General features: G+C 55.4%; 17 protein-coding genes. 9 read left to right on the forward strand and 8 right to left on the reverse strand.

Annotated elements, in window-relative coordinates:
- The first annotated feature begins 183 nt into the window (after window positions 1-183).
- Entirely contained in the window at window positions 184-501 is a 318-nt protein-coding gene (locus ACFE7X_RS05000; RefSeq protein ID WP_375434563.1) for a hypothetical protein, read from the forward strand.
- A gap of 140 nt (window positions 502-641) precedes the next feature.
- Here the strand turns inward: ACFE7X_RS05000 and ACFE7X_RS05005 are convergent, their stop codons facing one another.
- Together ACFE7X_RS05005 and ACFE7X_RS05010 are read right to left on the reverse strand one after the other, a co-directional pair.
- Window positions 642-3251 carry a M14 family metallopeptidase gene (locus ACFE7X_RS05005; protein WP_375434564.1) on the reverse strand — a complete coding sequence of 870 codons (2610 nt, stop codon included), beginning with the start codon at window positions 3249-3251 and terminating at the stop codon, window positions 642-644.
- A gap of 143 nt (window positions 3252-3394) precedes the next feature.
- Window positions 3395-3664 (reverse strand): hypothetical protein, encoded by a 270-nt coding sequence (locus tag ACFE7X_RS05010; RefSeq protein WP_375434565.1) that lies wholly within the window; start codon window positions 3662-3664, stop codon window positions 3395-3397.
- A gap of 222 nt (window positions 3665-3886) precedes the next feature.
- Between ACFE7X_RS05010 and ACFE7X_RS05015 the strand changes: the two genes are divergently transcribed.
- Window positions 3887-4354, forward strand: coding sequence for a hypothetical protein (locus ACFE7X_RS05015; RefSeq protein ID WP_375434566.1), 468 nt, complete (start codon window positions 3887-3889; stop codon window positions 4352-4354).
- 194 nt (window positions 4355-4548) lie between these two features.
- Window positions 4549-5460, forward strand: a complete 912-nt coding sequence (locus ACFE7X_RS05020) for a prohibitin family protein (protein WP_375434567.1) — start codon at window positions 4549-4551, stop codon at window positions 5458-5460.
- Between the two features lie 74 nt (window positions 5461-5534).
- Here ACFE7X_RS05020 and ACFE7X_RS05025 read toward each other — a convergent pair whose 3' ends face one another.
- Window positions 5535-6920: a RagB/SusD family nutrient uptake outer membrane protein gene (locus tag ACFE7X_RS05025; protein WP_375434568.1), complete on the reverse strand. Its 1386-nt coding sequence runs from the start codon at window positions 6918-6920 to the stop codon at window positions 5535-5537.
- Window positions 6921-6944: 24 nt separating this feature from the next.
- Complete coding sequence (locus ACFE7X_RS05030) at window positions 6945-10007, reverse strand: SusC/RagA family TonB-linked outer membrane protein (protein WP_375434569.1); 3063 nt, start codon at window positions 10005-10007, stop codon at window positions 6945-6947.
- Window positions 10008-10317: 310 nt separating this feature from the next.
- Here ACFE7X_RS05030 and ACFE7X_RS05035 point away from each other — a divergent pair, with 310 nt between their 5' ends.
- Window positions 10318-11490 carry a ribonuclease D gene (locus tag ACFE7X_RS05035; protein ID WP_375434570.1) on the forward strand — a complete coding sequence of 391 codons (1173 nt, stop codon included), beginning with the start codon at window positions 10318-10320 and terminating at the stop codon, window positions 11488-11490.
- A 114-nt stretch (window positions 11491-11604) separates the two neighbouring features.
- On the opposite strand, the gene ACFE7X_RS05040 is transcribed toward ACFE7X_RS05035, so the two are convergent.
- Window positions 11605-11790: a hypothetical protein gene (locus tag ACFE7X_RS05040; RefSeq protein WP_375434571.1), complete on the reverse strand. Its 186-nt coding sequence runs from the start codon at window positions 11788-11790 to the stop codon at window positions 11605-11607.
- A gap of 398 nt (window positions 11791-12188) precedes the next feature.
- Between ACFE7X_RS05040 and ACFE7X_RS05045 the strand changes: the two genes are divergently transcribed.
- Window positions 12189-13640: a helix-turn-helix domain-containing protein gene (locus tag ACFE7X_RS05045; protein ID WP_375434572.1), complete on the forward strand. Its 1452-nt coding sequence runs from the start codon at window positions 12189-12191 to the stop codon at window positions 13638-13640.
- Window positions 13641-13961: 321 nt separating this feature from the next.
- Window positions 13962-15023: an endolytic transglycosylase MltG gene (gene mltG, locus ACFE7X_RS05050; RefSeq protein ID WP_375434573.1), complete on the forward strand. Its 1062-nt coding sequence runs from the start codon at window positions 13962-13964 to the stop codon at window positions 15021-15023.
- A 96-nt stretch (window positions 15024-15119) separates the two neighbouring features.
- Here mltG and ACFE7X_RS05055 read toward each other — a convergent pair whose 3' ends face one another.
- Window positions 15120-16661 carry a hypothetical protein gene (locus ACFE7X_RS05055; protein WP_375434574.1) on the reverse strand — a complete coding sequence of 514 codons (1542 nt, stop codon included), beginning with the start codon at window positions 16659-16661 and terminating at the stop codon, window positions 15120-15122.
- Window positions 16662-16815: 154 nt separating this feature from the next.
- Here ACFE7X_RS05055 and dtd point away from each other — a divergent pair, with 154 nt between their 5' ends.
- Window positions 16816-17265, forward strand: a complete 450-nt coding sequence (dtd, locus tag ACFE7X_RS05060; protein ID WP_375434575.1) for a D-aminoacyl-tRNA deacylase — start codon at window positions 16816-16818, stop codon at window positions 17263-17265.
- 82 nt (window positions 17266-17347) lie between these two features.
- Entirely contained in the window at window positions 17348-17674 is a 327-nt protein-coding gene (locus ACFE7X_RS05065) for a nucleotide pyrophosphohydrolase (protein ID WP_375434576.1), read from the forward strand.
- Window positions 17675-17796: 122 nt separating this feature from the next.
- Here ACFE7X_RS05065 and ACFE7X_RS05070 read toward each other — a convergent pair whose 3' ends face one another.
- Both ACFE7X_RS05070 and gcvT read right to left on the reverse strand, forming a co-directional pair.
- Window positions 17797-18513 (reverse strand): 2-phosphosulfolactate phosphatase, encoded by a 717-nt coding sequence (locus ACFE7X_RS05070; protein WP_375434577.1) that lies wholly within the window; start codon window positions 18511-18513, stop codon window positions 17797-17799.
- Between the two features lie 148 nt (window positions 18514-18661).
- Window positions 18662-19768 carry a glycine cleavage system aminomethyltransferase GcvT gene (gcvT, locus tag ACFE7X_RS05075; protein ID WP_375434578.1) on the reverse strand — a complete coding sequence of 369 codons (1107 nt, stop codon included), beginning with the start codon at window positions 19766-19768 and terminating at the stop codon, window positions 18662-18664.
- Window positions 19769-19974: 206 nt separating this feature from the next.
- Between gcvT and ACFE7X_RS05080 the strand changes: the two genes are divergently transcribed.
- Window positions 19975-20340: a CZB domain-containing protein gene (locus ACFE7X_RS05080; RefSeq protein WP_375434579.1), complete on the forward strand. Its 366-nt coding sequence runs from the start codon at window positions 19975-19977 to the stop codon at window positions 20338-20340.
- Window positions 20341-20352: the final 12 nt, after the last annotated feature.

Below are 20352 nucleotides of genomic sequence, written 5' to 3' on the forward strand. Positions count from 1 at the left end.
TTCATGCGGAACGAGGTAGATTTGTTTGGTCGATTACAACATTTCCATGCACCGCCATTCCTCGGAAATCATGGACTCCAACAGGCAAGCCCATGGGATTTTAGTTGACAAGTGCGCTACTGCAACCTATTTCGCCGGACCCGTATAAGGACCGGAGTTCAGATAACCAACTCCTCCCCAATCATGAAAAAGATCCTAATGTTGCTCGCGGCTGTAGCTTTCTCCACCGCAGCCTTCGCCCAAGGCGACAAAGTAGTAGTAAAAGACGACGCCACTGGTGCTAAAACCACTGCTACCGTTCGCGACAATGGCACGGTAAAAACTGAGTCTCGCACAGGTCGCACCAAAGCAGGCGAAAAGGTGCACAACACGAAAGAAGACGTTAAAGTAGCTGGCCAGAAGACTGGTGCAGTTGTTGAAAAAGGCGCCAAAAAGACCGGTAAAGTCGTGAAGAAAGGCGCTAAAGCTGTGAAAAACAAAGCAGAAGACGTAGTAGACTAGAGCTAAGAATTCCGCTGCAATCCGAGTTACACGGATTGCAATGTGAACCAAAACCTAGGAGACGAAACAAAAAGGCTTGCCGTTTGGCAAGCCTTTTTGTTTTGGTTTCAAACGGGCAGTTCGCTTTTGAAAGTGGTGGTTTATTGCCCTACGAAGAACAGCGCATTGCCGAACAGCAGCTTGCCGCCTTGCCAGAACCCACGAAAAAGAGGGTTGTCGGCAAGGTAGATGATCTGACCCCGACCCATATCCTGGGCGCCGAGCACAAAAGTATCGGTGAGTTTGCGGCGGGCTTTGCGACCGGCGAAACCAGCGGCATAATTGTCGCGCTTGAGCACGCCCACGTTCCAGCCGCCTTCCCCCAAAAAGCGGTAGTTGAGCGTATCGCGCACCAAGGCATAATACGTGGGGCCATAGCCGAAAGCCAGCGGATGGGTGTTGTCGAGCTGAACCCGGTAGACGCTGCCTTGCACCCGCTCCCCAATTTGCTCCCGCTCGGCACTGGCATAAGGACGCAGCAGGCGGTAGGGACTGGCTTTCTTGCTGGCAGCCGAATCAGCGGGCTTGGTTTTCAACAGGAAATCCTTTTTACCGGACAGAAAAGCGGCGGCTCCTTCCAGTGCAATCAGTCGGCCGCCACTGCGCACCCAGGCCTTCAGAGCTTCCAGGCTTCTCTCGGGGTACATATCCTCGTAATTGCCGTCGGGCAGGATCAGGACATCGAACTTGCTTAACGGCACCGAGCCCAGATAATCAGAGCCAAGCACCGTAACGGGGTAGCCAATCTGCTGCTCGAAGTAGTGCCACACTTCCCCAAATGCCGTCGGCGAAACGCCCTCCCCTGCTACTACCGCAATGGTCGGCCGCCCAACATTGCGGACGTAGCCCGAACCCAAATCGGCCCCAGAAGTCGAGAAACCCGATTTTACGGCCTGCACCACTACCCCCACCGAATCGGCTTGGGCGCGGACAAGTTGGTCGAAGCGGGCGCCGAGGCTTTCGTTGCCGGTGCGTGTAATAACGAGTGTGCCCGGCTGGTACTTTTGCCCTTCCGACTCGAAAGCCCGGCTGGCTACCCGCACTTTCACCCGTTGCTGCAACAGCCGGCTCAGAAAACGTACGTCCTGCAAGTTGTTCCACCGCGCCACGTAGGCATAAGGCTTGTCGATTGCTGCCTGTTGCTTGTTGACCGCAGAACGCTGCCTGTCGCCGCCCGCTGTTTGCGCGTTATCAACTGCTACTTTCTCCCTCAACGCGTAGGCTTTCAGCCCAAACGAATACGGTAGTGCCCAGGCCGTAATGTCGTAGGTGAGCGAGTCTTCCAGCGCCGGGCGGGGCTCGAACAACACTTTCACCAACGTCGATTTGGGCTGGTACATGCTGACCACTACGTCCTTGGCTTCCACCTGCACGCCTTCTTCTTTGCCCGAAGCATAGTTGAAGCCTCGGGTGCGCAGGCGGCGCGGTGCGTAACCGTACTGAATCTGCTGGCGCTCCAGGTAGTCCGTAAAAGCCCGAAGCTGGCCAGGGTCGCCGGCTCCCGCCACCACAAATGCCTTGTAAGGACCGTGAGGCTTGGTGCGGGCATTGTCGAAATACTTTTGAAACTCGCTTATCAGTTCATCGTGCCGCTCGGCGGCGGCCCGGATGGTGGCTAGGCTGGTAGCATGGTGGTGCGAGATGCGCTGGGTTAGCGTCAAAGTGTCGCCGTCGGATTTAGCGTACTGAATTCCCGCCCGGCCCGACCCGCCCTGCTCGTAGGTCATGCCAATGGCCCCATTGAACGACGGGTAGGTGTCGCCGTAGCTGGGGTAAAACAAGTCGTAGGTTTCGCGGGTGAAATAAAGCCAGTTGTTTTTATCGAACACCTGCCGGTTGTAGTCGCCGATGGTGTTTTGAAACTTGCGCTGAAAATCGGTGATGTCTTCGTGGTAGGGTTTGGCCGCGGGCGAGAAATAATACGGGTCGTCGGGGCCCATTTCGTGGAAGTCGGCGTGCACCTGGGGCAGCCACTGGTTGTAGAGCGTGAGGCGCTGCCGGCTTTCCTGCTGAGTTTGCCAGGCCCAGTCGCGGTTCAAGTCGAAGTAGTAGTGGTTGTAGCGGCCGCCGGGCCAGGGCTCGTGGTGCTCCCAGGCGTAGGGCGAAGCATTGGGCACCTCGGCCCGGGTGCGGTTGTACCATTGCACGTACCGTTCCCGGCCGTCGGGATTCACGCAGGGGTCGAGCAGCACCACCGTATTTTGCAGCCACTGCTGCGTTTGCTTGTTCTGCGGATCCGCCAGATCGTAGAGCACCTGCATCACGGCTTCCGACGACACGGCCTCGTTGCCGTGAACGTTGTAGCTAAGCCACACAATGGCGGGCTGCTGCCGTTGCTTGGGTCCGCTTTCGAGGCCGGCTAAGCGCAAATTGTTGCGCCGAATTTCGTCGAGGCCACTTAGGTTTTCAGGTGAGGCAACTTGTACCACTTCCAGCCGACGGTTTTCGTAGGTTTGCCCGTAATCCTGGCGTTTCATCCGGCCGGGCGCATGCGCTATTACGTGGTCGACGTAGCGCAGCAACTCGGAATGGGGAGTGAAGCGGTTGCCAAGCGGATAGCCTAAAAACTGACTCGGGGTGAGAAGTGGCCCGGCTTCGGTGGGAACGGCCGATGTCGGTTGCGCAGCACTTGGTAGTGAAGCCAGCGCCAGCAGCAAGAGCAGCAACGCCCTAAAATGGCTGTGGAAAGCCGGCCGATAAAACGTAAACATCAGTGAAAAGTAAAGTGGACAGTTGGAAGAGGCAAACAAACACAGAGCACGAACAGCACGCCTGAGACGCTAAAGAGCGTATAAAAAGCCCGTTGGTCGATACCAGCGGGCTTCTTGCACACTCAGCGTAGGCTGGTTTTGCTTTAAAAACGCGGGACGTTGCTGTAGTCGAAAAGGGCATCTTCCTCTTCTTTCTCCCGCACCTGATAAAGCACGCTTTCTGCCACGCCACGCCCAAATAGGCTTACGCCCGCATTGAGTACGCACAGCGCCACGGTACCAGCTACCACCCAATCGGTCGTAGATTCACCACGCTCCTTTTTCGCGGACGCCCATTGTACCAGGCAGGAGCCCAAACCAATGACCATTAGCCCACTAGGGGCAAACAACAACCATTTTTTCTTGTGGGTCATGATAGGAAAAGTATAGAATAGGTGAGAGGGCCAAGTGGAACTGCAAGCAGGAAAACAGGCGAAGATAGCCTAGAACTGCTTCCGCACCGCATCAGCATCCGGTGTTTCCAGTCGTACCTTTGCCGCACGGAGTGGCAGACCTTCTCCGCCTAGTCCTGATTTCCCGCCAATATATAGCTACGACTGTTACCGGTCGATTGATCTGCTTCTTTTTTCTCTCGCATGCCTGCTTACCAAGAACTGCTGCGCACCGCCTTTAACCGCGTACCTGAACCCGGCCGCTACCTTTCCGCCGCTACCCTAGCCGCTTACACCGACTTTGAACGGGCCAACAAGGCCGAGCTGCCCTTCCATTTCGAGCGGGTGCGGCTGGGTGTGGCCATGAGTTTGCTGCAAGTATTGGCCGACCTTGGCGACCATGACGAAAGCCGGCAGGTGCTGGAGGTGCTACACCGTGCACTGCGGGCGCGCTCCACCGCCGAAATAGACGCTACCATTCAGAAAGATGCCAAGCTCTTCGAGCGGCTCTATACCAACCTCTATGTCAATGAAGAAGGAGAGCAATTGCTTCACCTCTTTGAACGCACCCTCGACGCCGACACCAAACTCTTAATGGATGAGATTATAAGCGAAGCAGTAGCGTTGATTCCCGAGCTGGACTTCGACCAAAACGACGAAGATGACGACTAATACAGGCCGGTAATTCCGCCTCGAAAAGCCAACTTTCGCTTCTGGTTGAAAGTTGGCTTTTTCTTTTTCACTGGCGCAAGAATAGTTGGCAGAACACCACCTTTTTAACTGTTTCTGGTGTTGTATATATGCGGTCCTAAGCTGCGCACTGGCCTGACAGCCGGTGCCTGATTTGTTTCTCTTTTACTGTTTATATGACTCTCATTTTCTTGGGCCTACTGCTGCTGCTGGTAGGCTTTAACGCCGGCAAGATTTCCCTGTCGCTGGAACGGCTGCGGGGTGGCTTATTGCTGGTTGGTACGCTACTGGCCGTACTAGGCTTGGTATCGAGCACTATCGTCCAGATCGAGCCCGGCGAAGTAGGAGTGCAGACGTTGTTCGGTAGTATTCAGCCCCGCATTCTGAACAGCGGCCTAAACGCGGTAAACCCGCTGGTTAACGTGACGGAGTTCGACACGCGCACCCAGAACTACACCATGTCGGCGCAGCACGACGAGGGTCAGCAAGCCGGCGACGATGCCATTCGTGTGCTTTCGGCCGACGGGCTAGAGGTAGTTATCGACCTCACGGTGCTTTACCGCGTGCAGCCCGACAAGGCTCCGTACATCTTAAAAACCATTGGCGAAGGCTACCAGGCAGCTGTTGTCCGGCCCATCACCCGCACCCGCATCCGCGACAACGCAGTTTACTACGATGCGGTAGCGCTCTACTCCACCCGCCGCGACGAGTTTCAGACCCGCATTTTTGCCAGCATCGAGAAAGACTTCAAGCAGCGCGGCTTGCAACTCGAGCAGCTCCTGATTCGCAACATTCAGCTTCCGGCCTCGGTCAAGCGTAGCATCGAAAGCAAGATTTCGGCCGAGCAGGACGCCCAGAAGATGCAATTCGTGCTACAGAAAGAGCGTCAGGAAGCCGACCGCAAGCGCGTCGAAGCGCAAGGCATTGCCGACTATCAGAAAATCATCAACGCCGAGCTCAGCGACAAGCTGCTGCAATACGAGTCCATCAAAGCCAACCAAGCCATTGCCACTTCCGCCAACAGCAAGGTGATTATCATGGGCCAAGGCCGGGGCGCCACGCCGCAAGTGCTACTAAGCGACAAGTAATACGAGGATTCTGCTATCCTAAAAAAGCCGCTCCAGAGTCTGGAGCGGCTTTTTTGTTTCGAAATAGGTTAAGCTTAATAGCCTGGGTTCTGCACCAAGGCACTGTTTAAGTTGATTTCGTGGATTGGAATAGGAAAAACGAGTAGCGGACTGTTCCAAGCTAAAGTACCCGCTGGCAACTGACGACGACGCAGATCATGGATACGGAAGCCTTCGAAAGCTAGCTCCAGTTGACGCTCCCGTAGCACGCTAGCTATTGTAACAGCAGCAAGCGGGCTCAAACCGGCCCGGGCCCGAATGGTGTTTACGTCCTCAAGCGGCGCCGCTCCGATACGTGTACCCAACTCTAAATTGGCTTCGGCGCGAGTCAAGTACATTTCGGCCAGCCGTATAACCGGGATATTCTGCCCGAAGTTGTTCCACTTACTGGTCCGGATGCGGCCAGCGCGGCCACCCTGGTCTTCTACGAAAAGCAGATTTGCAGCAGGACCGCGCAAGTCGGCGGCTTCGTACAGGCTTAGGTAGGGAGCTAGCACTGCTACGTCGCCGCGGCTGAACTCAGAAGGGCCGAAGTAAGTAGCTAATCCGTCGTTGCTCGAACCCGCATTGTACTGGTCGTTTTGCTGAATCTCGAACAAGGATTCCGAAGAATTACGGGTTCGGAACGGGCCCGTTACCGTAGCAGTCAAATCGGCTCCACTGTTCTCGATAACGTCGTTGGCCAAGTCGCGGGCCAGGGCAAAGTTGCTTTGCTGCAAATACACGCGGGCCAGCAGGGCTTTAGCCGAGTATTTGTTTACCCGGCCACTACCGCTGGTGTTTTCTTCTGGCAGCAAGTTTTCAGCGGCGCGCAAATCTTCAAGCACCTGCGCGTATACTTCTCCTACCGTGGACCGCGGCACTCGTTGCGAAGCTTGTTCGGCGGTTCTGTTGGGCGTCAGTGTTATGGGCACGCCTGGGTTGCTGGCTCCCGCTTGGTAAGGCAACCCGTAGAGACGAACCAACTCGAAAAACAGTGCGCCCCGAATAAAGCGAGCTTCTCCTTCGTACTGCTGCTGCAAATCGTCATCGGTTACCACAGGCAGAGCCTCCAGAATCAGATTGGCAAAGTTGATGGTTTGGTAGGCCTGCTGCCACGTGCGGTTGGCTTCCGCATTGTTGTTAACTATTTGCCGCTGGTAAATGTCGCGGTAGCTCGTGAAAGTACCCTGCCAGAGTACGTAGTTATCGGGCGCCAGCAGTTCAGGCAACAGCAACAGATTAGTGCCATACAGCGCTGGGTTGTCGAGCTTAGCATAAGCCCCCACCACGGCGCTTTCCACTTTTGCCGGTGAGTTGAGGGCCGTAGCAGCGTCTACGGCCAGTTGTGGCTCCAGGTCCAGCTGCTTATCGCAGGCCGCTAAGCCCAGCGTGAGGAGCAGCCCGAGGGTAGCAGTGCGACTAAAGGAAAATATATTCATGATCGAGGAAAGTCGTTTTACTGATTAAAAGCCCAGGTTGAAACCGAACAGAACGGTGCGGGCCAGTGGTGGCGTGTAGAAGTCGTGGCCCAGGATGTAGTTGCCATTCTGCACCCCAACAGCGGTGTTGCCTCCTACATAGCCAGTGTTTACTTCTGGGTCGTAGCCGTTGTAGTTAGTGATGGTGGCTAGGTTCTGCCCCGTTACGTACACCCGGGCTGACTGCATGAAGGCTTTCTTCGCCCATCCGGTAGGCAGCGTGTAGCTCAGTGTCACCGATTTAATGCGGAAAAACGAGCCGTCCTCAATCCAGCGCGACGAGGTTTGCGTGCCGTTGGCGTCGCCATAACGCGCTTGTGGCACGTTCGTGATGTCGCCCGGATTCCGCCAGCGGTTCATCTGATCCGTGGTTTGGTTGTCGAAATAGTCGGCGTTTACCGACTGGTACACCCCGGCAATATTATAAATGTCGTTGCCGTAAGTGAACTGCGTGAGTGCACTCAACTCAAAGCCTTTATACGAAACGGTGTTGCTGAAACCGCCCGTGTATTGAGCGTTGGGGTCGCCGAGCTTCTGCACCGCCCCTTGGCTATACACATTGGTTTTGCTGCCGTCGGCGGTGTAAAACAGGGCGTCACCGTTGGCAGGGTCCACCCCGGCATATTTCACGCCGTAGAACACCCCAATTGGCTCTCCGACCCGCACTCGGCTTAGGTTACGACCTCCAGAAATGATTTCCTGCCCGTTCAAGTCCGTGACTTTGTTGCGGTTAAAGGAAATATTGAAGTTGGTGCTCCACCTCACTGCCCCATCTAGATTAATGGTGTTCAGCGACAGTTCCAGCCCCCGGTTGCGCATCTTGCCTAGGTTCTCGTAGATGTTATCGTAGCCGCCAGTGTACAGCAGTTGGCGAGCCAGCAGCAGATCACTGGTTTTCTTCTCGTATATATCTACCTCCCCCGAAATGCGGTTCTTGAGCACGCCGAATTCCAGTCCGATATCGGCTTGAGCGGTGTTTTCCCAGGTCAGGAAGTTGTTGCCGAGTTGAGTGGGCCGGATGCCGGCTTGGTCGGCATAAGGAATAGCTTCGTACAGGCCCCGAGAAGCATAGTTGGTGATTTCGGCATTGCCCGTCAGGCCGTAAGACCCGCGCAGCTTCACCAAGCTCACTATGCTGTTGTCTTTCAGGAAATCTTCGTTGGAGATAACCCAACCGAGCGAACCCGCCGGAAATACGCCGGTGCGCTCGTCGCGGCCGAAACGCGACGATTTATCGGCCCGTAGGCTACCCGATATCAGATACTTCTCGCGGAAGTTGTAGTTCAACCGCCCGAAGTACGATAGGAACACATACTCGCTTAGCTGCGAGTCGCCATCGGTAATCTTAGCGGCACTGGTAATCTTGCGGAACTCGTCGTTGGGGAAGGTTTGGCCTTCTGCGGATACCGATTTTTGGCTGTATCGCTGAAATGAAAAACCTGCCAAAGCTTCGACAGCGTGGTCTTCGTTGAAGCTTTGGGCATACGTAGCCGTGTTGTTGGTGGTGTAGTTCACCACGTTACCTTGGCTTTCGAAAGCATAGCCCCGACGCCCCCGACCAGTTTCGGTTTCAATACCACGATACAACTCCTCGTTGATATTGAGGAAGTCGCCCCCTACTTCGGTGCGCAAAGTTAGCGCCTTGATGGGGTTGAAAGCCAGGAAGGCCGAGCTGATCGAACGATAGTTGCCGGAACGGTTAGTAGAGCTTAGTTCCGCTAGGTTGTTGTAGTAAAGCGTACCGGAGTTGACTTTCCCGTCGGGCAGATATTTGGCTTGCAGCGGTGGCAAGGCATTTAGCTGCACCGGGTTGGCGAAATCATTGTCGTCCGCTACCCGATCATTCACCGACCGAACCAAGGACACATTCACGCCCACTTTCAGCTTGTCGCTGATGCTGTGGTCGAGGTTGGCGCGAAAGCTACCCCGGCGGTAGCGGTTGCCAATGATGATGCCTTTCTGGTCGTTGAAGGTGCTGCTGATGTAGAAGCGCGTTTTGGCGTCGCCCCCATTCACGTTGAAATCGTATTGCGCTACCGAACCCTTGCGGAAAGCCGCCCCCGCCCAGTCGGTATCAAACTCGGAATTATAGTCGATGCCGCCTTCCGCATCAAACACTTCTGCTACATCAGGGTTAGCGCCGTAGTTGCGGAAGATATAGCCGCCGCGGAAACCCGTGGCAGGATCGGCTACCCGGGCCCCGCTATTCAAAATAGCCTCGCCGAACAACTCTTTGTACTGCGCTGAATTCAGGAACTCACGAGTGCGGGTTGCTTTGCTGGTTCCCCAATAAGCGCCTACGTTCACGCGGGTTTGGCCTTGCTTGCCTTTTCTGGTAGTCACCAGTATCACCCCATTAGAGGCCCTGGAGCCATAAATAGCCGACGATGCGGCATCCTTCAGAATCGAGATACTCTCGATGTCGTTCGGGTTGATATCCGCCAGTGGGTTACTGGTTTCTCCGAATGCCACCCCCGCGTCATTGGACGTAACAGGAATACCATCAATTACATACAGCGGCTGGTTGGATGCCGTCACCGATGACGCTCCCCGCACCCGAATCTGAACCCCTGCTCCTAATTTGCCGGAGCCTTGGTTGATTTGCACACCGGGCGTACGGCCCTGGATAGCCTGCTCGAAGCTAACGGTTGGCACGTTTTGCACAGCGCTGCCCGAAATCTGCGTAACGGCGCCCGTCACCTCGGACTTTGCCTGCGAGCCGTAGCCGATAACTACTGCTTCGCTCAGCGCCACCGCGTCTTCTTTCAGCGTCACGGCTACCGCCGTACGGTCGCCAACTGCTACGATTTGCGTGGTGTAGCCCACCGAACTGACTACCAGCGTGGCATTGGGCTGTACTGTTAGGGAGAAGGATCCATCAGGGCCAGTGCTGATGCCGTTGGTAGTACCTTGTTCCAGTACGGTTACTCCCGGAATTCCTGCACCATCGGAGCCAATTATCCGGCCAGTAATGGCACGGGTCTGGGCCCAGGCTGGCGCGGCCGCTGCAACGGCACACACCAAAGGGATGAATAATTTTTTCTTCATGCAGTCTGACCTGCGAAGGCCTATTAAAGTGGAAGTGGGCTATGAAAAAGAAGGTGTGTTGTTAAATAGTAGCCGCAAAACTGAAGCAACCAGTTCACAAAGTAAGGTCAAAACATGAAAAAACATCACTTTGCACGAAACTAGTCCTTCCACAGACGAGCCTTAGCTTACTCTGCTAAGTGAAGACCACCGCTCAGCGGTAGCTGGAATTGGATTTGCTTGTTCGTCATGCCTACCTTTACTGGCATCATCGAAGCCTTTGTTTAGCAGCGGATCCATGCCGCGCTCCGTCCTCCTCTTTCTCCCGTGAATGTCTAACCCCATCCAGTACCTGACCACAGCGGCCGAGGTGCAACACGCCGCCGACATTCTGCGGACTGCTCCCCGCATTGCCATCGATCTGGAGTTCGATGATATGCGCCACCGTTACGGCCGGAATTTGGCCTTGATCCAAATTTTTGACGGGCAGACTCCTTATCTTATCGATCCGCTGCCGCTCACCAATCCAGCTCATGATCTGGAGCCGCTCTTTGCCATTCTGCGCGACCCGGCGGTGGAAAAGGTGTTTCACAGCTGCAAGTCCGACATTCTTTTGCTCGATGAGGTATATGGCGTGCACGTTCGCCACATCACCGATACCAGCGTGCAGTACACCCTGCTTGCGGAAGCCGACAATAATATTTCCTTGGGCCGCCTCATTCAAGCCGAGCTAGGCATTGAGGTGGACAAGGGTGAGCAGAAATCGAACTGGCTGAAACGCCCGCTCACTGAAGCCCAGATGCAGTATGCCGCCAATGACGTGCTGTACCTGTTCGAGTTGGCCGACCGGCTGCGCGACAAACTATCTGCTCTCGGCCGTACGCACTGGGCAGAAGAAGAAAACGCGGCCCTGGAAGACGTGCGTTATTCGCGCGACGAGCGGCCGTATTTGCGCATGGCGGGCAAATACCGGATTCTGCCTCAGGAGCTACCCTTGTTTCGTGACCTGTACCTGCTCCGCGACCAAGTGGCCCGGCAACTAGACCGCCCTCCTTACATGGTGTTCGCCAACGAGCGGTTGCCAGAGTTGGTCCGGGATTTACCGCGCAACCTGAATGCGTGGAAAGCGGCTCGCGGCCTGCATCCCGAACTCAAGCGCCCTCCTTATCTCGACCAGTTGGCTGCTCTCTCGGCCGATGGCTTCGTTCCAACCCCGGAGCCAACTATACCCGCCGAGCAACGCCGTTTCCCTTTCCGACGCCGGCTCACTGGCGAAAAAGCGTTTCGTGCTGATGCCCGCGAGCAGTTGCTGACCCAACTAAAAAACTTTGTTACTTCCGACATCAACGGCTTCGTAGCTAATCTAGTACTTTCCAACCGCTTAGTGGCCGACATCGTAGAACTAGGCACCGAGCAAGTCTTACGCCCCTGGCAGAAAACCATTCTGCGCGAAACCGCTCAGCGCCACAATCTCGACTACGAACTGGTAGCGCAGCCATTCTGAATCAAGGGCTGAGTTGGCCACATTCAAGTAAACAGATTTAACTATTATTTAGAAACAAGAGCGGCTTGCCTATGGGCAAGCCGCTCTTGTTTCAGCCTGCCCGGCTTCCTACTCTCAAACCACTAACGAGCCGCCGGCTCCCTGCAAATTATCCTGGATGAGGTGCGTTTTGGGCAGGAAGCCGGCCAATTTGCCGGCCTCGAATTCGCATTGCCGATCCTGCCGCCATTTCATAAGCTGCTGCCGCGTCTGGCCGAATCGAAGGTGCAATTCTGCCACAGATACCAAGGTAGAAGGCATGAGAATTCGCTGCACTCAGCGGAAGTAAGAGCCCGTGGTTTTTACACGCTCTGGCGTGATATAAGCTGGAGAAGTAACGAGCGACCGAAGATCAGCGAATGGCAACATAGGGTAGAGGTTAAGTTGCCGATGACACTTGCAGGAGCACTGTTGCTTGAAAACAGACAAGCGAATATTCGCCAAACGCTTTGCATACGCTCTCTGCTTTTATTTGCAGGGTTTTAATTTTGTCCAAAAGAAACTCCCCGAAATTCTGTTCTTTGCAGGTAGCAGTCTTGGGCTTTACTTGTTTCTCATGCCGACTTGCTACTCCTGCTCCTACTTCCCCACCCGAAGCCTGTCTTCGTGCTTTATCGCCTATGTTAAGCCACGGTCAAGTTGTCCGATTGATATTTGGATTGAAGCTGCGCGAATTGCGCCAGGAACGAGGGTTTACCCCAGCGGAGCTAGCGCGCGCCTGTGATGTTTCGGTGTCTTATCTGAACGAAATTGAGAAAGGCAAAAAATACCCGAAAGCCGACAAGATTCTGAGTCTGAGCAAGGTGTTAGGCGTTAGCTACGATCAGCTTACTTCGCTGACTTTGAGCAGGCGGTTGGAGCCTATTTCGGAGTTGCTGCAATCGGAAGTGCTGAAGGAGTTTCCGCTGGAGATGTTCGGGCTGGACCCAGTGCGGATTGTGGAGCTGATTGCCGATGCGCCCGCCAAGATGAATGCCTTCATCAGCACGCTTTTCGAAATAGCGCGCAACTACGAGATGCGGCAAGAAAACTTCTTTTTAGCTGCCTTGCGCTCGTATCAGGAGATGCACGACAACTACTTCGAAGATCTGGAGCAGGATGTGCGCACATTCTGCGTCGGGGAAAACCTTACCACCACTGCGCCCTTCGATACCACCCAATTAGAACGAGTGCTGATCAAGAAATACGGCTACACGCTCAACCGTACTAGGCTGGCCGATTATGCCTCGTTAGGGCGGTTACGTTCCGTGTTTCAGCCCAAAACGCGCTGCCTGCTCTTGCGGCCCGGCCTCTCGAAAGCACAGGAAGCCTTTGTGCTTGGCCGCGAGGTGGCCTTTAATTATTTGGGACTGAAAGAGCGGCCTTATGTGAATGCGACCTTTCCGGTGCGCTCTTTCGACGAAGTACTCAACAACTTCAAGGCTTCTTACTTTGCTGGGGCGCTGCTGATGGAAGAAGAAAACTTGGTGCGCGACCTGCACGAGTTTTTCGAATTGCCGAACTGGCAACCCGACAGCCTACAGGCGCTGCTCACGCGCTACGACGTGTCCCCGGAGATGTTTATGCAGCGCCTCACCAATCTGCTGCCGCGTCATTTCAACTTGCAGAGTTTATTTTTCCTGCGCTTCGACCAAGCCCATGCCATGGACGATGGTTACAAGCTGAGTAAGGAGTTGCACCTTTCGCGCCTGCACAACCCGCATGGCAACGAGTTGCACGAGCATTATTGTCGCCGTTGGGTGTCAATCAGGCTGGTGCAAGAGGCGCGGCTACGGGCGCTTACCGAGGCGCCCGCCTTTGTGCTCGGCGCCCAGCGTTCCTGCTATCCCAACCACGACGAGTACTTGTGCTTGACGCTAGCCCGCGCGGCGGGTCCCACCGAACCAGCCGTCAGCGTAACCGTAGGGCTGCTCTGCGACGACAATTTGCGCCAGAAAATCCAGTTTTATGACGACCCCGCCATCATTCAAAAAACGGTAAATGAAACCTGCGAGCGGTGTCAGATTCCGAATTGCGAAGTGCGGGCCGCCGAGCCGGTAGAGCTGGAGCGCCGGGCCCACCGGCGCGAAACCGAAGCTGCTATTGACGCTCTGGTTAACGCCGACAGATAAGAAACAAGGAGTTTAACCGTTCTGCCACTTACCCGGCGTAGTAATGGTACGCTTGAGGCGCGGAATGTCGGAAGGACAACTGCTGGCTAAGTTTTAGCCGATAAAACGTCGAGATTGCCGCAGGGCAAGATTTATTTGCCTATAGCTGCCGATACAAATGACTGCAAAACAGTGAATTTCACTGGTATTGCCCTTCTTCGCAATACGACAGTGCCGGCTCTAGCTTAAAAGTTGCTGAATGGCATTCTGGAACTGCGCAGCCTATTTCAGGGTATAGCCAACCACGCTATAACCCGTTTCGATCATCAGAACCATTTCCTTTTGCCTAGTACTGAAGCCGCCAACACCTCTCGCCGCCTACTTTGGTTTGTGCTCCTGCTTGCCTTGTTGTTAGGCAGCGCGGGATTTTACGCCGCTTGGCGGATGTTTTGGCAGCCTAACGTGGCCGTATCGCCCTACGGGGCAGCTTACCTCTACATTCGAACGGGCACCGGCTATGCGGCCGTACTGGATTCGTTGCGGCGCCACGAGTTGCTACGCCACATAGGCACTTTCGAGTGGCTGGCCGAACGGCGGGGTTATCCCCGGCTGGTACGCCCCGGCCGCTACCGCCTCAGCCCCACATATGGCAACGACGACCTACTGGATATGCTGCTCGAAGGCAGGCAAGACACCCTCGATTTCACCCTTGATGCCTTTAAATACAAGCCGCAGTTAACGCGGCAAATCAGTCGGCAGCTAGAGGCTGATTCAATGGAACTGCGGCAACTGCTAAACGACAACACCTTTCTGACCAATCGGTACTACCTCGACACGACCACGGTGCTAACGATGTTTCTGCCCGGTCCGTACCGTTTCTTCTGGAACACTTCAGCCCAACAGTTTCTGGATTCGGCGGCCGCCACGCACCGCCGGTTCTGGACCAGTCAGCGCCAGCGTCGTGCTGATTCCCTGGGGCTCTCGGCCGTGCAAGTGCATGTGCTGGCCAGCATTGTGCAGCGCGAAACGGCCATGAAAGAAGACAAGCCCGTTATTGCGGGCGTGTACCTGAACCGCTTGCGGCGTGGCATGCGCCTGCAAGCCGACCCTACGTTGCTGTGGGCCATTGGCAATTTCGGGGTGAAGCGGGTGCTCAACAAAGACAAACTCGTGGACTCGCCCTATAACACCTACAAGCACAAAGGCTTGCCTCCTGGCCCTATCACCTCCGCCAACCGTCAGAGCTTGGACGCTGTCCTGAAGCCAGCAACACATAAGTACGTGTTCTTCTGTGCTCGCCCCGATGGTAGTGGCTACTCCGACTTCGCGGAAACTTTCGCTGAACACAAGAAAAATGCACGCCGCTACCAACGCGGCCTCGACAGTTTGGGAATCAAGCGGTGACTTCAGCACGAGCACCTAAGTAGGTGTTATGGAAGCTACTTTGATTGTTGATTGAGTACCCCATAATCACGCCGTTACGGCACTCCTCTGGTACGCTCACCGAAGGCGGTACAAACGGAGCTGCGCGGAATCTTGGCGTGCGGTGCGCTGCAAGGCAAGGGTTTGCTCGTAGCTTAAGCCGGTGTACTCGGAATGCTCCAAGAACAGCAACGGCGAAGTTAGCAGCGGCTCCGGTAAGGTAGCCAAGGGTGGCTGGCGGCGTAGAGAGTCGAAAGCGGGAGAGTTGGTTACGCGCCAATACGCATCGAGCAGCACATATTCGAACTGCTTTTTCCTCCACAGCGGAAGCTCCTTCTCGTTTGTAACCACGGCTAAAGTATCAGTAGCGGCTAGGAACGGGCTAAGGCCGAGGCCAATAGTGCTTACTACCCGCACCGGACCAGGCGTACGGGCGTGGAGCAACCGGGCCATATTGCTGTAGTGGGTTGGGGCATAGGCATAGATTTCACGCTGTATCCTATGCAGGTTAAAGGCAGTAGCGGCCAGCAGTACGCCCGTTAAAAGTTGAGTGGAAATTGGGGCAATTAACGGCATGCTGCGTAGCACCCGGCGCAACACCACAAACGCGAGAATATAGAACAGCGGATAAACCAACAACAATCCGCGTGGCGCCTTGAGCAGCAACGACATACCTCCCAGAAAGCAACCAGCCCAGATACTCAGATAAGTTGGCAGGGTGATAGGATGCCTCCCGCGAGGCGAGCTTAGCAGCCCGCGCCGTATTGCTAGTAGCAAGCTACCTGCCAGCCCCGGCAGCAGCAATGGCGACTCGAAGTCCCAGAGGTAGCGCAAGTAGTAAAGCCCATCCAAGCGCAGGTGCCCGGTCCGTCCGGCAGCATTGCTGACCCCCGGAAACACCAGATTATAGTACACGGCCGGCCAACGATACCATGGCAAACCACCCACCATGCCGAGCAACCCTAGTACCAAGTAAGGGGCAGCCAAGACCAGCAGAACCCGCATCAGCACAACGGGCTTCCACAGCAAGCCCCGGCCGTAAAGTAGTTCCAGCACCACCAAAACCGGGAGTGTCAGCAGAAACTTATAGTTGATACTCAGCCCCAACGCCAACCAGAAAGCAGTCTGCGTCAACACACGCCCATTCGGCTGGTGCAGGCGTCGGTAGTGAGTTCGTAGTAGCCCTACAAACACGAATAGGCTCATGGAACCCATGGTAAAGTCGCGGCCCGAGAAGGTAAGAAATACGGAGGTGCCGGTGAAAAGTAGTAGGAGCGCTATTTCAGAGGCAGTTAAGTGCAACTGCGCTCCTACAAACTGCACAAGCCAGGCTAAAGCGGCCACGGCTACTAAGGCATTTAGGTGCTGGTACACCTGGTAGTTGGTGGTAAACCAAGCCACTGGAGCCAACAGCAGCGAAAAGGCTGGGCTGCCGTGGTGAAACAGGTTGCGCAAGTTGCCATGCGCCACCTCCTGCACAATTTGCCAGTTGCGCACCGAATCGTAATCGGGCAGCGACACGTCTGGTAGTCCGTACAGCCGCACCACCGTCACGGCCACCAACGCTAGCAGCGGCAGCAGCCATACACGCGAAGTAGATGAGGTGAGAGTAGAGTGCAAGGCAGTTAACTGCGAATGGAAGCCGCAAGATGCTAGTTTTGCCCGTGAAGCGGATTGTCTAGCGTTTGTTCTCAGCATCCGGCATCGCTAGAAAACGAGTTGCAAAACTTTACTCTACAGTTTCCGCCACGTCATCTAACCCCTCAGTTGCTTTATGCGCACCGTCATTCAGCGTGTTCAACACGCAAGCGTCACTGTTGAAGGCCGCATTACGGGGCAAATCGGCTCTGGCTTATTGGTGCTAGCTGGCTTTGCCCCCGACGACACGCTTGCCGTGCTCGATTGGATGGCACGCAAGCTGGTGCAACTGCGTATTTTCTCTGATGAGGCAGGTAAGATGAACCGCTCGGTGCAAGATATAGGTGGGCAGGTGCTAGTAGTTAGCCAATTCACCCTGCTGGCCGATGCCCGCAAAGGCAACCGCCCGAGCTACATCGGTGCCGCGCCGCCACCCATTGCCGTACCACTCTACGAGCAGTTTGTGCTGCGCCTAGAGCAACTGCTAGGGCAGCCCGTTGCCACCGGCGAGTTTGGCGCCGATATGCAAGTGGAGTTGCTCAACGATGGCCCCGTGACCATTGTGCTGGATTCACAGGAGAGGTGAAGTGGTAAGAAATGAAATTGTGAAAAACAACATTGGCAACTCCATCCTTCGCAATTTCACCCCGCACAACCTCATTTTTCTTATGACTATCGAAGAAGCGCAGCATACCGTTGATACCTGGATTCAAACCACCGGCATCCGTTATTTCAACGAACTAACCAACATGGCCATGCTCACCGAAGAAGTAGGCGAAGTGGCCCGCATCATTGCCCGGCAATATGGCGAGCAGTCTTTCAAAGATTCCGACAAAGACAAAGTGTTGGCCGACGAGTTAGCCGACGTGTTGTTTGTCGTCATCTGCCTAGCCAATCAAACCGGCGTAGACCTAACCGAAGCGTTGAAACGCAACTTGGAAAAGAAAACGCTCCGCGACACCGACCGCCACCGCAACAACGAGAAATTGAAATAAGCGACCTTGTAACCTAAGGCCAAGTCGTTGACTTAGAGCCTATCCAATTAGGTGAAAGCATCGTCATTCCGTGCCTGAAGCGAAAGGACAAGTTCCTATCTAGATAGCCTCTTAGCCTTGGGTTACGAGGCTGCTACAATTCGCCCTTCGCTGTACACTGGCACCACAGCATACACATCTTGGCGCACACAAAACTCCATGTCTTTGTGTGATTCCAAGCTGTTGAGCCGCCGGACATGCGCTGATTTAAGCAGGTAGTTTGCTACGTTCGGTTGAGCGGCCTGCCATAAGTCGAGGGCGGCCAGCGTGGCGTCAGAATCTGTGGTGTTGAATTCGGAGGCCAGATGATAAGCCAGCGCGCCGCCGAACAAAGTGTCTTCCAAGCAAAAGTTTCCCTTCCAGCCCGCGCACACCACCACTACGTCCTTCTGCTGACGACGCAGAAAATCTGCCACGGCCCGTAAGTTCAGAAAAGCTCCCACTACCACGGTATCGGCCGTTTGAGACAGGTGCAAGGCGCGGGTGCCATTGGTGGTGGTAATGGCCACAGCCCGGTTGCGCACCGGCACCACCCCATCCAAATAGCCGAACGGCGAGTTGCCCAGATCCACGCCTTCCATCTGACGGCCGTCGCGCTCTGCGGCCGTCAGGTAGCCTTGCGCGGCCATAGCTTGGCACTCGGCGACTTCACTTACCGGCACCAGGTGCGTAACCCCTTCGGCCAGCGCCGTTACAATAGAGGAAGTGGCCCGCAGCACATCCACAACCACTGCCACCCGGCCCCGCAGATCATAAAGCGTTAGTAGTTCCGGCGAAAAGCAAATATCTAGGGTAGGCATGGCCGAATCAATCAACAAGAACGTCGTGCTGCGCTTGCCCGAGCCGCTTGATAGTATGTAGCAACCGCTTACGGCTACGTACTACCAGGGCGCTTCAGCAAGCGCCACACGACGCACCTTCTTTTAGTGAATTAGAAATAGCAAACTGTTATGCCTCCTCCGTACCGGGCACGAAAGGTAGTTTAACTACTGTAGCCGGATGATTCTTACCCCGCACCTGAACGAAGATTTTGCTGCCGGGCACACTAAATTCGGTTTGCACGTAGCCGAGCCCGATGCCTTTGCTGAGCGAAGGCGACTGAGTGCCGCTGGTTACCTCCCCTATCTTCTCACCGGCCTCGTTCACCAGCTCGTAGTGGCCGCGCGGAATACCAGGGCCATCCATCAGAAAGCCCACCAGCTTGCGGGCGACGCCCGTTTCTTTCTGCACTTTGAGTTTATCGGCGTTGGTGAAGTCCTTGGTGAACTTGGTAATCCAGCTTAGGCCAGCTTCCAGCGGCGAGGTTTCGTCGTTGATGTCGTTGCCATAGAGGCAGTAGCCCATTTCCAGGCGGAGCGTGTCGCGGGCGCCGAGGCCGATGGGCTTCAGGCCGTAGGGTTGGCCGGCCTCCATCACCTTGTCCCACACCTGCCGGGCGTGTTCGTTGTGTACGTACAGCTCAAATCCACCCGCGCCAGTGTACCCCGTAGCCGAGATAATGACGTTGGGCGCTCCGGCAAACGTGCCTTGCACAAACGAATAATAGGGAATGGAGCGTAAGTCGGCGTCCGTCAGGCCTTCAAGCGCCGCAATAGCCTTGGGGCCCTGCACCGCGAACAGGCTGATTTCGTCGGACACGTTTTCCATTTCCGCCCCGGCCGTGTTGTGCAGTTGGATCCAGTTCCAGTCTTTATCGATGTTGGAGGCATTCACCACCAAGAGGTACTCTTCATCGGCTAGCTTGTACACCAACAAATCATCGACGATGCCACCTTCCTTGTTGGGCAAACACGAATACTGCGCTTTACCGGGCGCCAGTTTGCTCGCGTCGTTGCTGGTCACGCGCTGAATCAGGTCGAGGGCCTGCGGGCCACGCACCCGAAACTCCCCCATGTGCGATACATCGAAGATGCCAACCGCACGACGTACCGTGCGGTGCTCGTCGAGGTCAGAGGAGTAACGCACGGGCATGTTGTAGCCGGCAAAGGGCACCATCTTGGCGCCTAGCTGCTGGTGTACATCGTTCAGGACTACGGTTTTGAGGTCTTCGGCCATTTGTGTGGTTTCTTTTTCGTTTCTCTACTGCTTTGCCGGCAGGACACGTTCTGTTAAGCGGCGAAATTAGCTAATTCTAGCGGGCAGGCGGCTACTGTTATCTTTGAGGGAATTGAGTGTTTGCTTGCCAGTGATTCTCTTGCCAGCTTCATGGCTCATCACGCTTCCCTCCTGAACTTTGCGCCTGCTTTCGAGCGACCTTCCCTATGACCGACGAACTTAAGCAGGACTTTGAATCGGGGATGGTGAAGCACTTGCTGTTCAAGTCCAAGCTTCGCTCGTATCTATACGGCAGCAAAATCAACCCAGGTCCCATCCGCGACCCCGCGCAATGCGCTTTCGGCGCCTGGATTCAGGAGCGCGCATTAGGGGCCTACGCCCACTTATCCGAATCGCGCGAGCTAGACCATCTTCACACGCTTATCCATCGGGAAGCCAGCCGCCTCATGGACATGCATGAGCGCGGCGAAACCGAGCAGGCGCTGGCTGGCTTATCAGCGGTAGAGAAAATGGCCAACCAGCTCACGCTCTTACTGCGAACTATGGAGCAGAAGCTGCGTACCGGCTTCTAACCACTGTTTCCA

It is taken from the genome of uncultured Hymenobacter sp. (assembly GCF_964242765.1).
GTDB lineage: Bacteria > Bacteroidota > Bacteroidia > Cytophagales > Hymenobacteraceae > Hymenobacter.

Coding starts and splice junctions, on each gene's coding strand:
- ACFE7X_RS05000 (WP_375434563.1), top strand. CDS start 184: ATGAAAAAGATCCTAATGTTGCTCGCGGCTGTAGCTTTCTCCACCGCA.
- ACFE7X_RS05005 (WP_375434564.1), bottom strand. CDS start 3,251: ATGTTTACGTTTTATCGGCCGGCTTTCCACAGCCATTTTAGGGCGTTG.
- ACFE7X_RS05010 (WP_375434565.1), bottom strand. CDS start 3,664: ATGACCCACAAGAAAAAATGGTTGTTGTTTGCCCCTAGTGGGCTAATG.
- ACFE7X_RS05015 (WP_375434566.1), top strand. CDS start 3,887: ATGCCTGCTTACCAAGAACTGCTGCGCACCGCCTTTAACCGCGTACCT.
- ACFE7X_RS05020 (WP_375434567.1), top strand. CDS start 4,549: ATGACTCTCATTTTCTTGGGCCTACTGCTGCTGCTGGTAGGCTTTAAC.
- ACFE7X_RS05025 (WP_375434568.1), bottom strand. CDS start 6,920: ATGAATATATTTTCCTTTAGTCGCACTGCTACCCTCGGGCTGCTCCTC.
- ACFE7X_RS05030 (WP_375434569.1), bottom strand. CDS start 10,007: ATGAAGAAAAAATTATTCATCCCTTTGGTGTGTGCCGTTGCAGCGGCC.
- ACFE7X_RS05035 (WP_375434570.1), top strand. CDS start 10,318: ATGTCTAACCCCATCCAGTACCTGACCACAGCGGCCGAGGTGCAACAC.
- ACFE7X_RS05040 (WP_375434571.1), bottom strand. CDS start 11,790: ATGCCTTCTACCTTGGTATCTGTGGCAGAATTGCACCTTCGATTCGGC.
- dtd (WP_375434575.1), top strand. CDS start 16,816: ATGCGCACCGTCATTCAGCGTGTTCAACACGCAAGCGTCACTGTTGAA.
- ACFE7X_RS05065 (WP_375434576.1), top strand. CDS start 17,348: ATGACTATCGAAGAAGCGCAGCATACCGTTGATACCTGGATTCAAACC.
- ACFE7X_RS05070 (WP_375434577.1), bottom strand. CDS start 18,513: ATGCCTACCCTAGATATTTGCTTTTCGCCGGAACTACTAACGCTTTAT.
- gcvT (WP_375434578.1), bottom strand. CDS start 19,768: ATGGCCGAAGACCTCAAAACCGTAGTCCTGAACGATGTACACCAGCAG.
- ACFE7X_RS05080 (WP_375434579.1), top strand. CDS start 19,975: ATGACCGACGAACTTAAGCAGGACTTTGAATCGGGGATGGTGAAGCAC.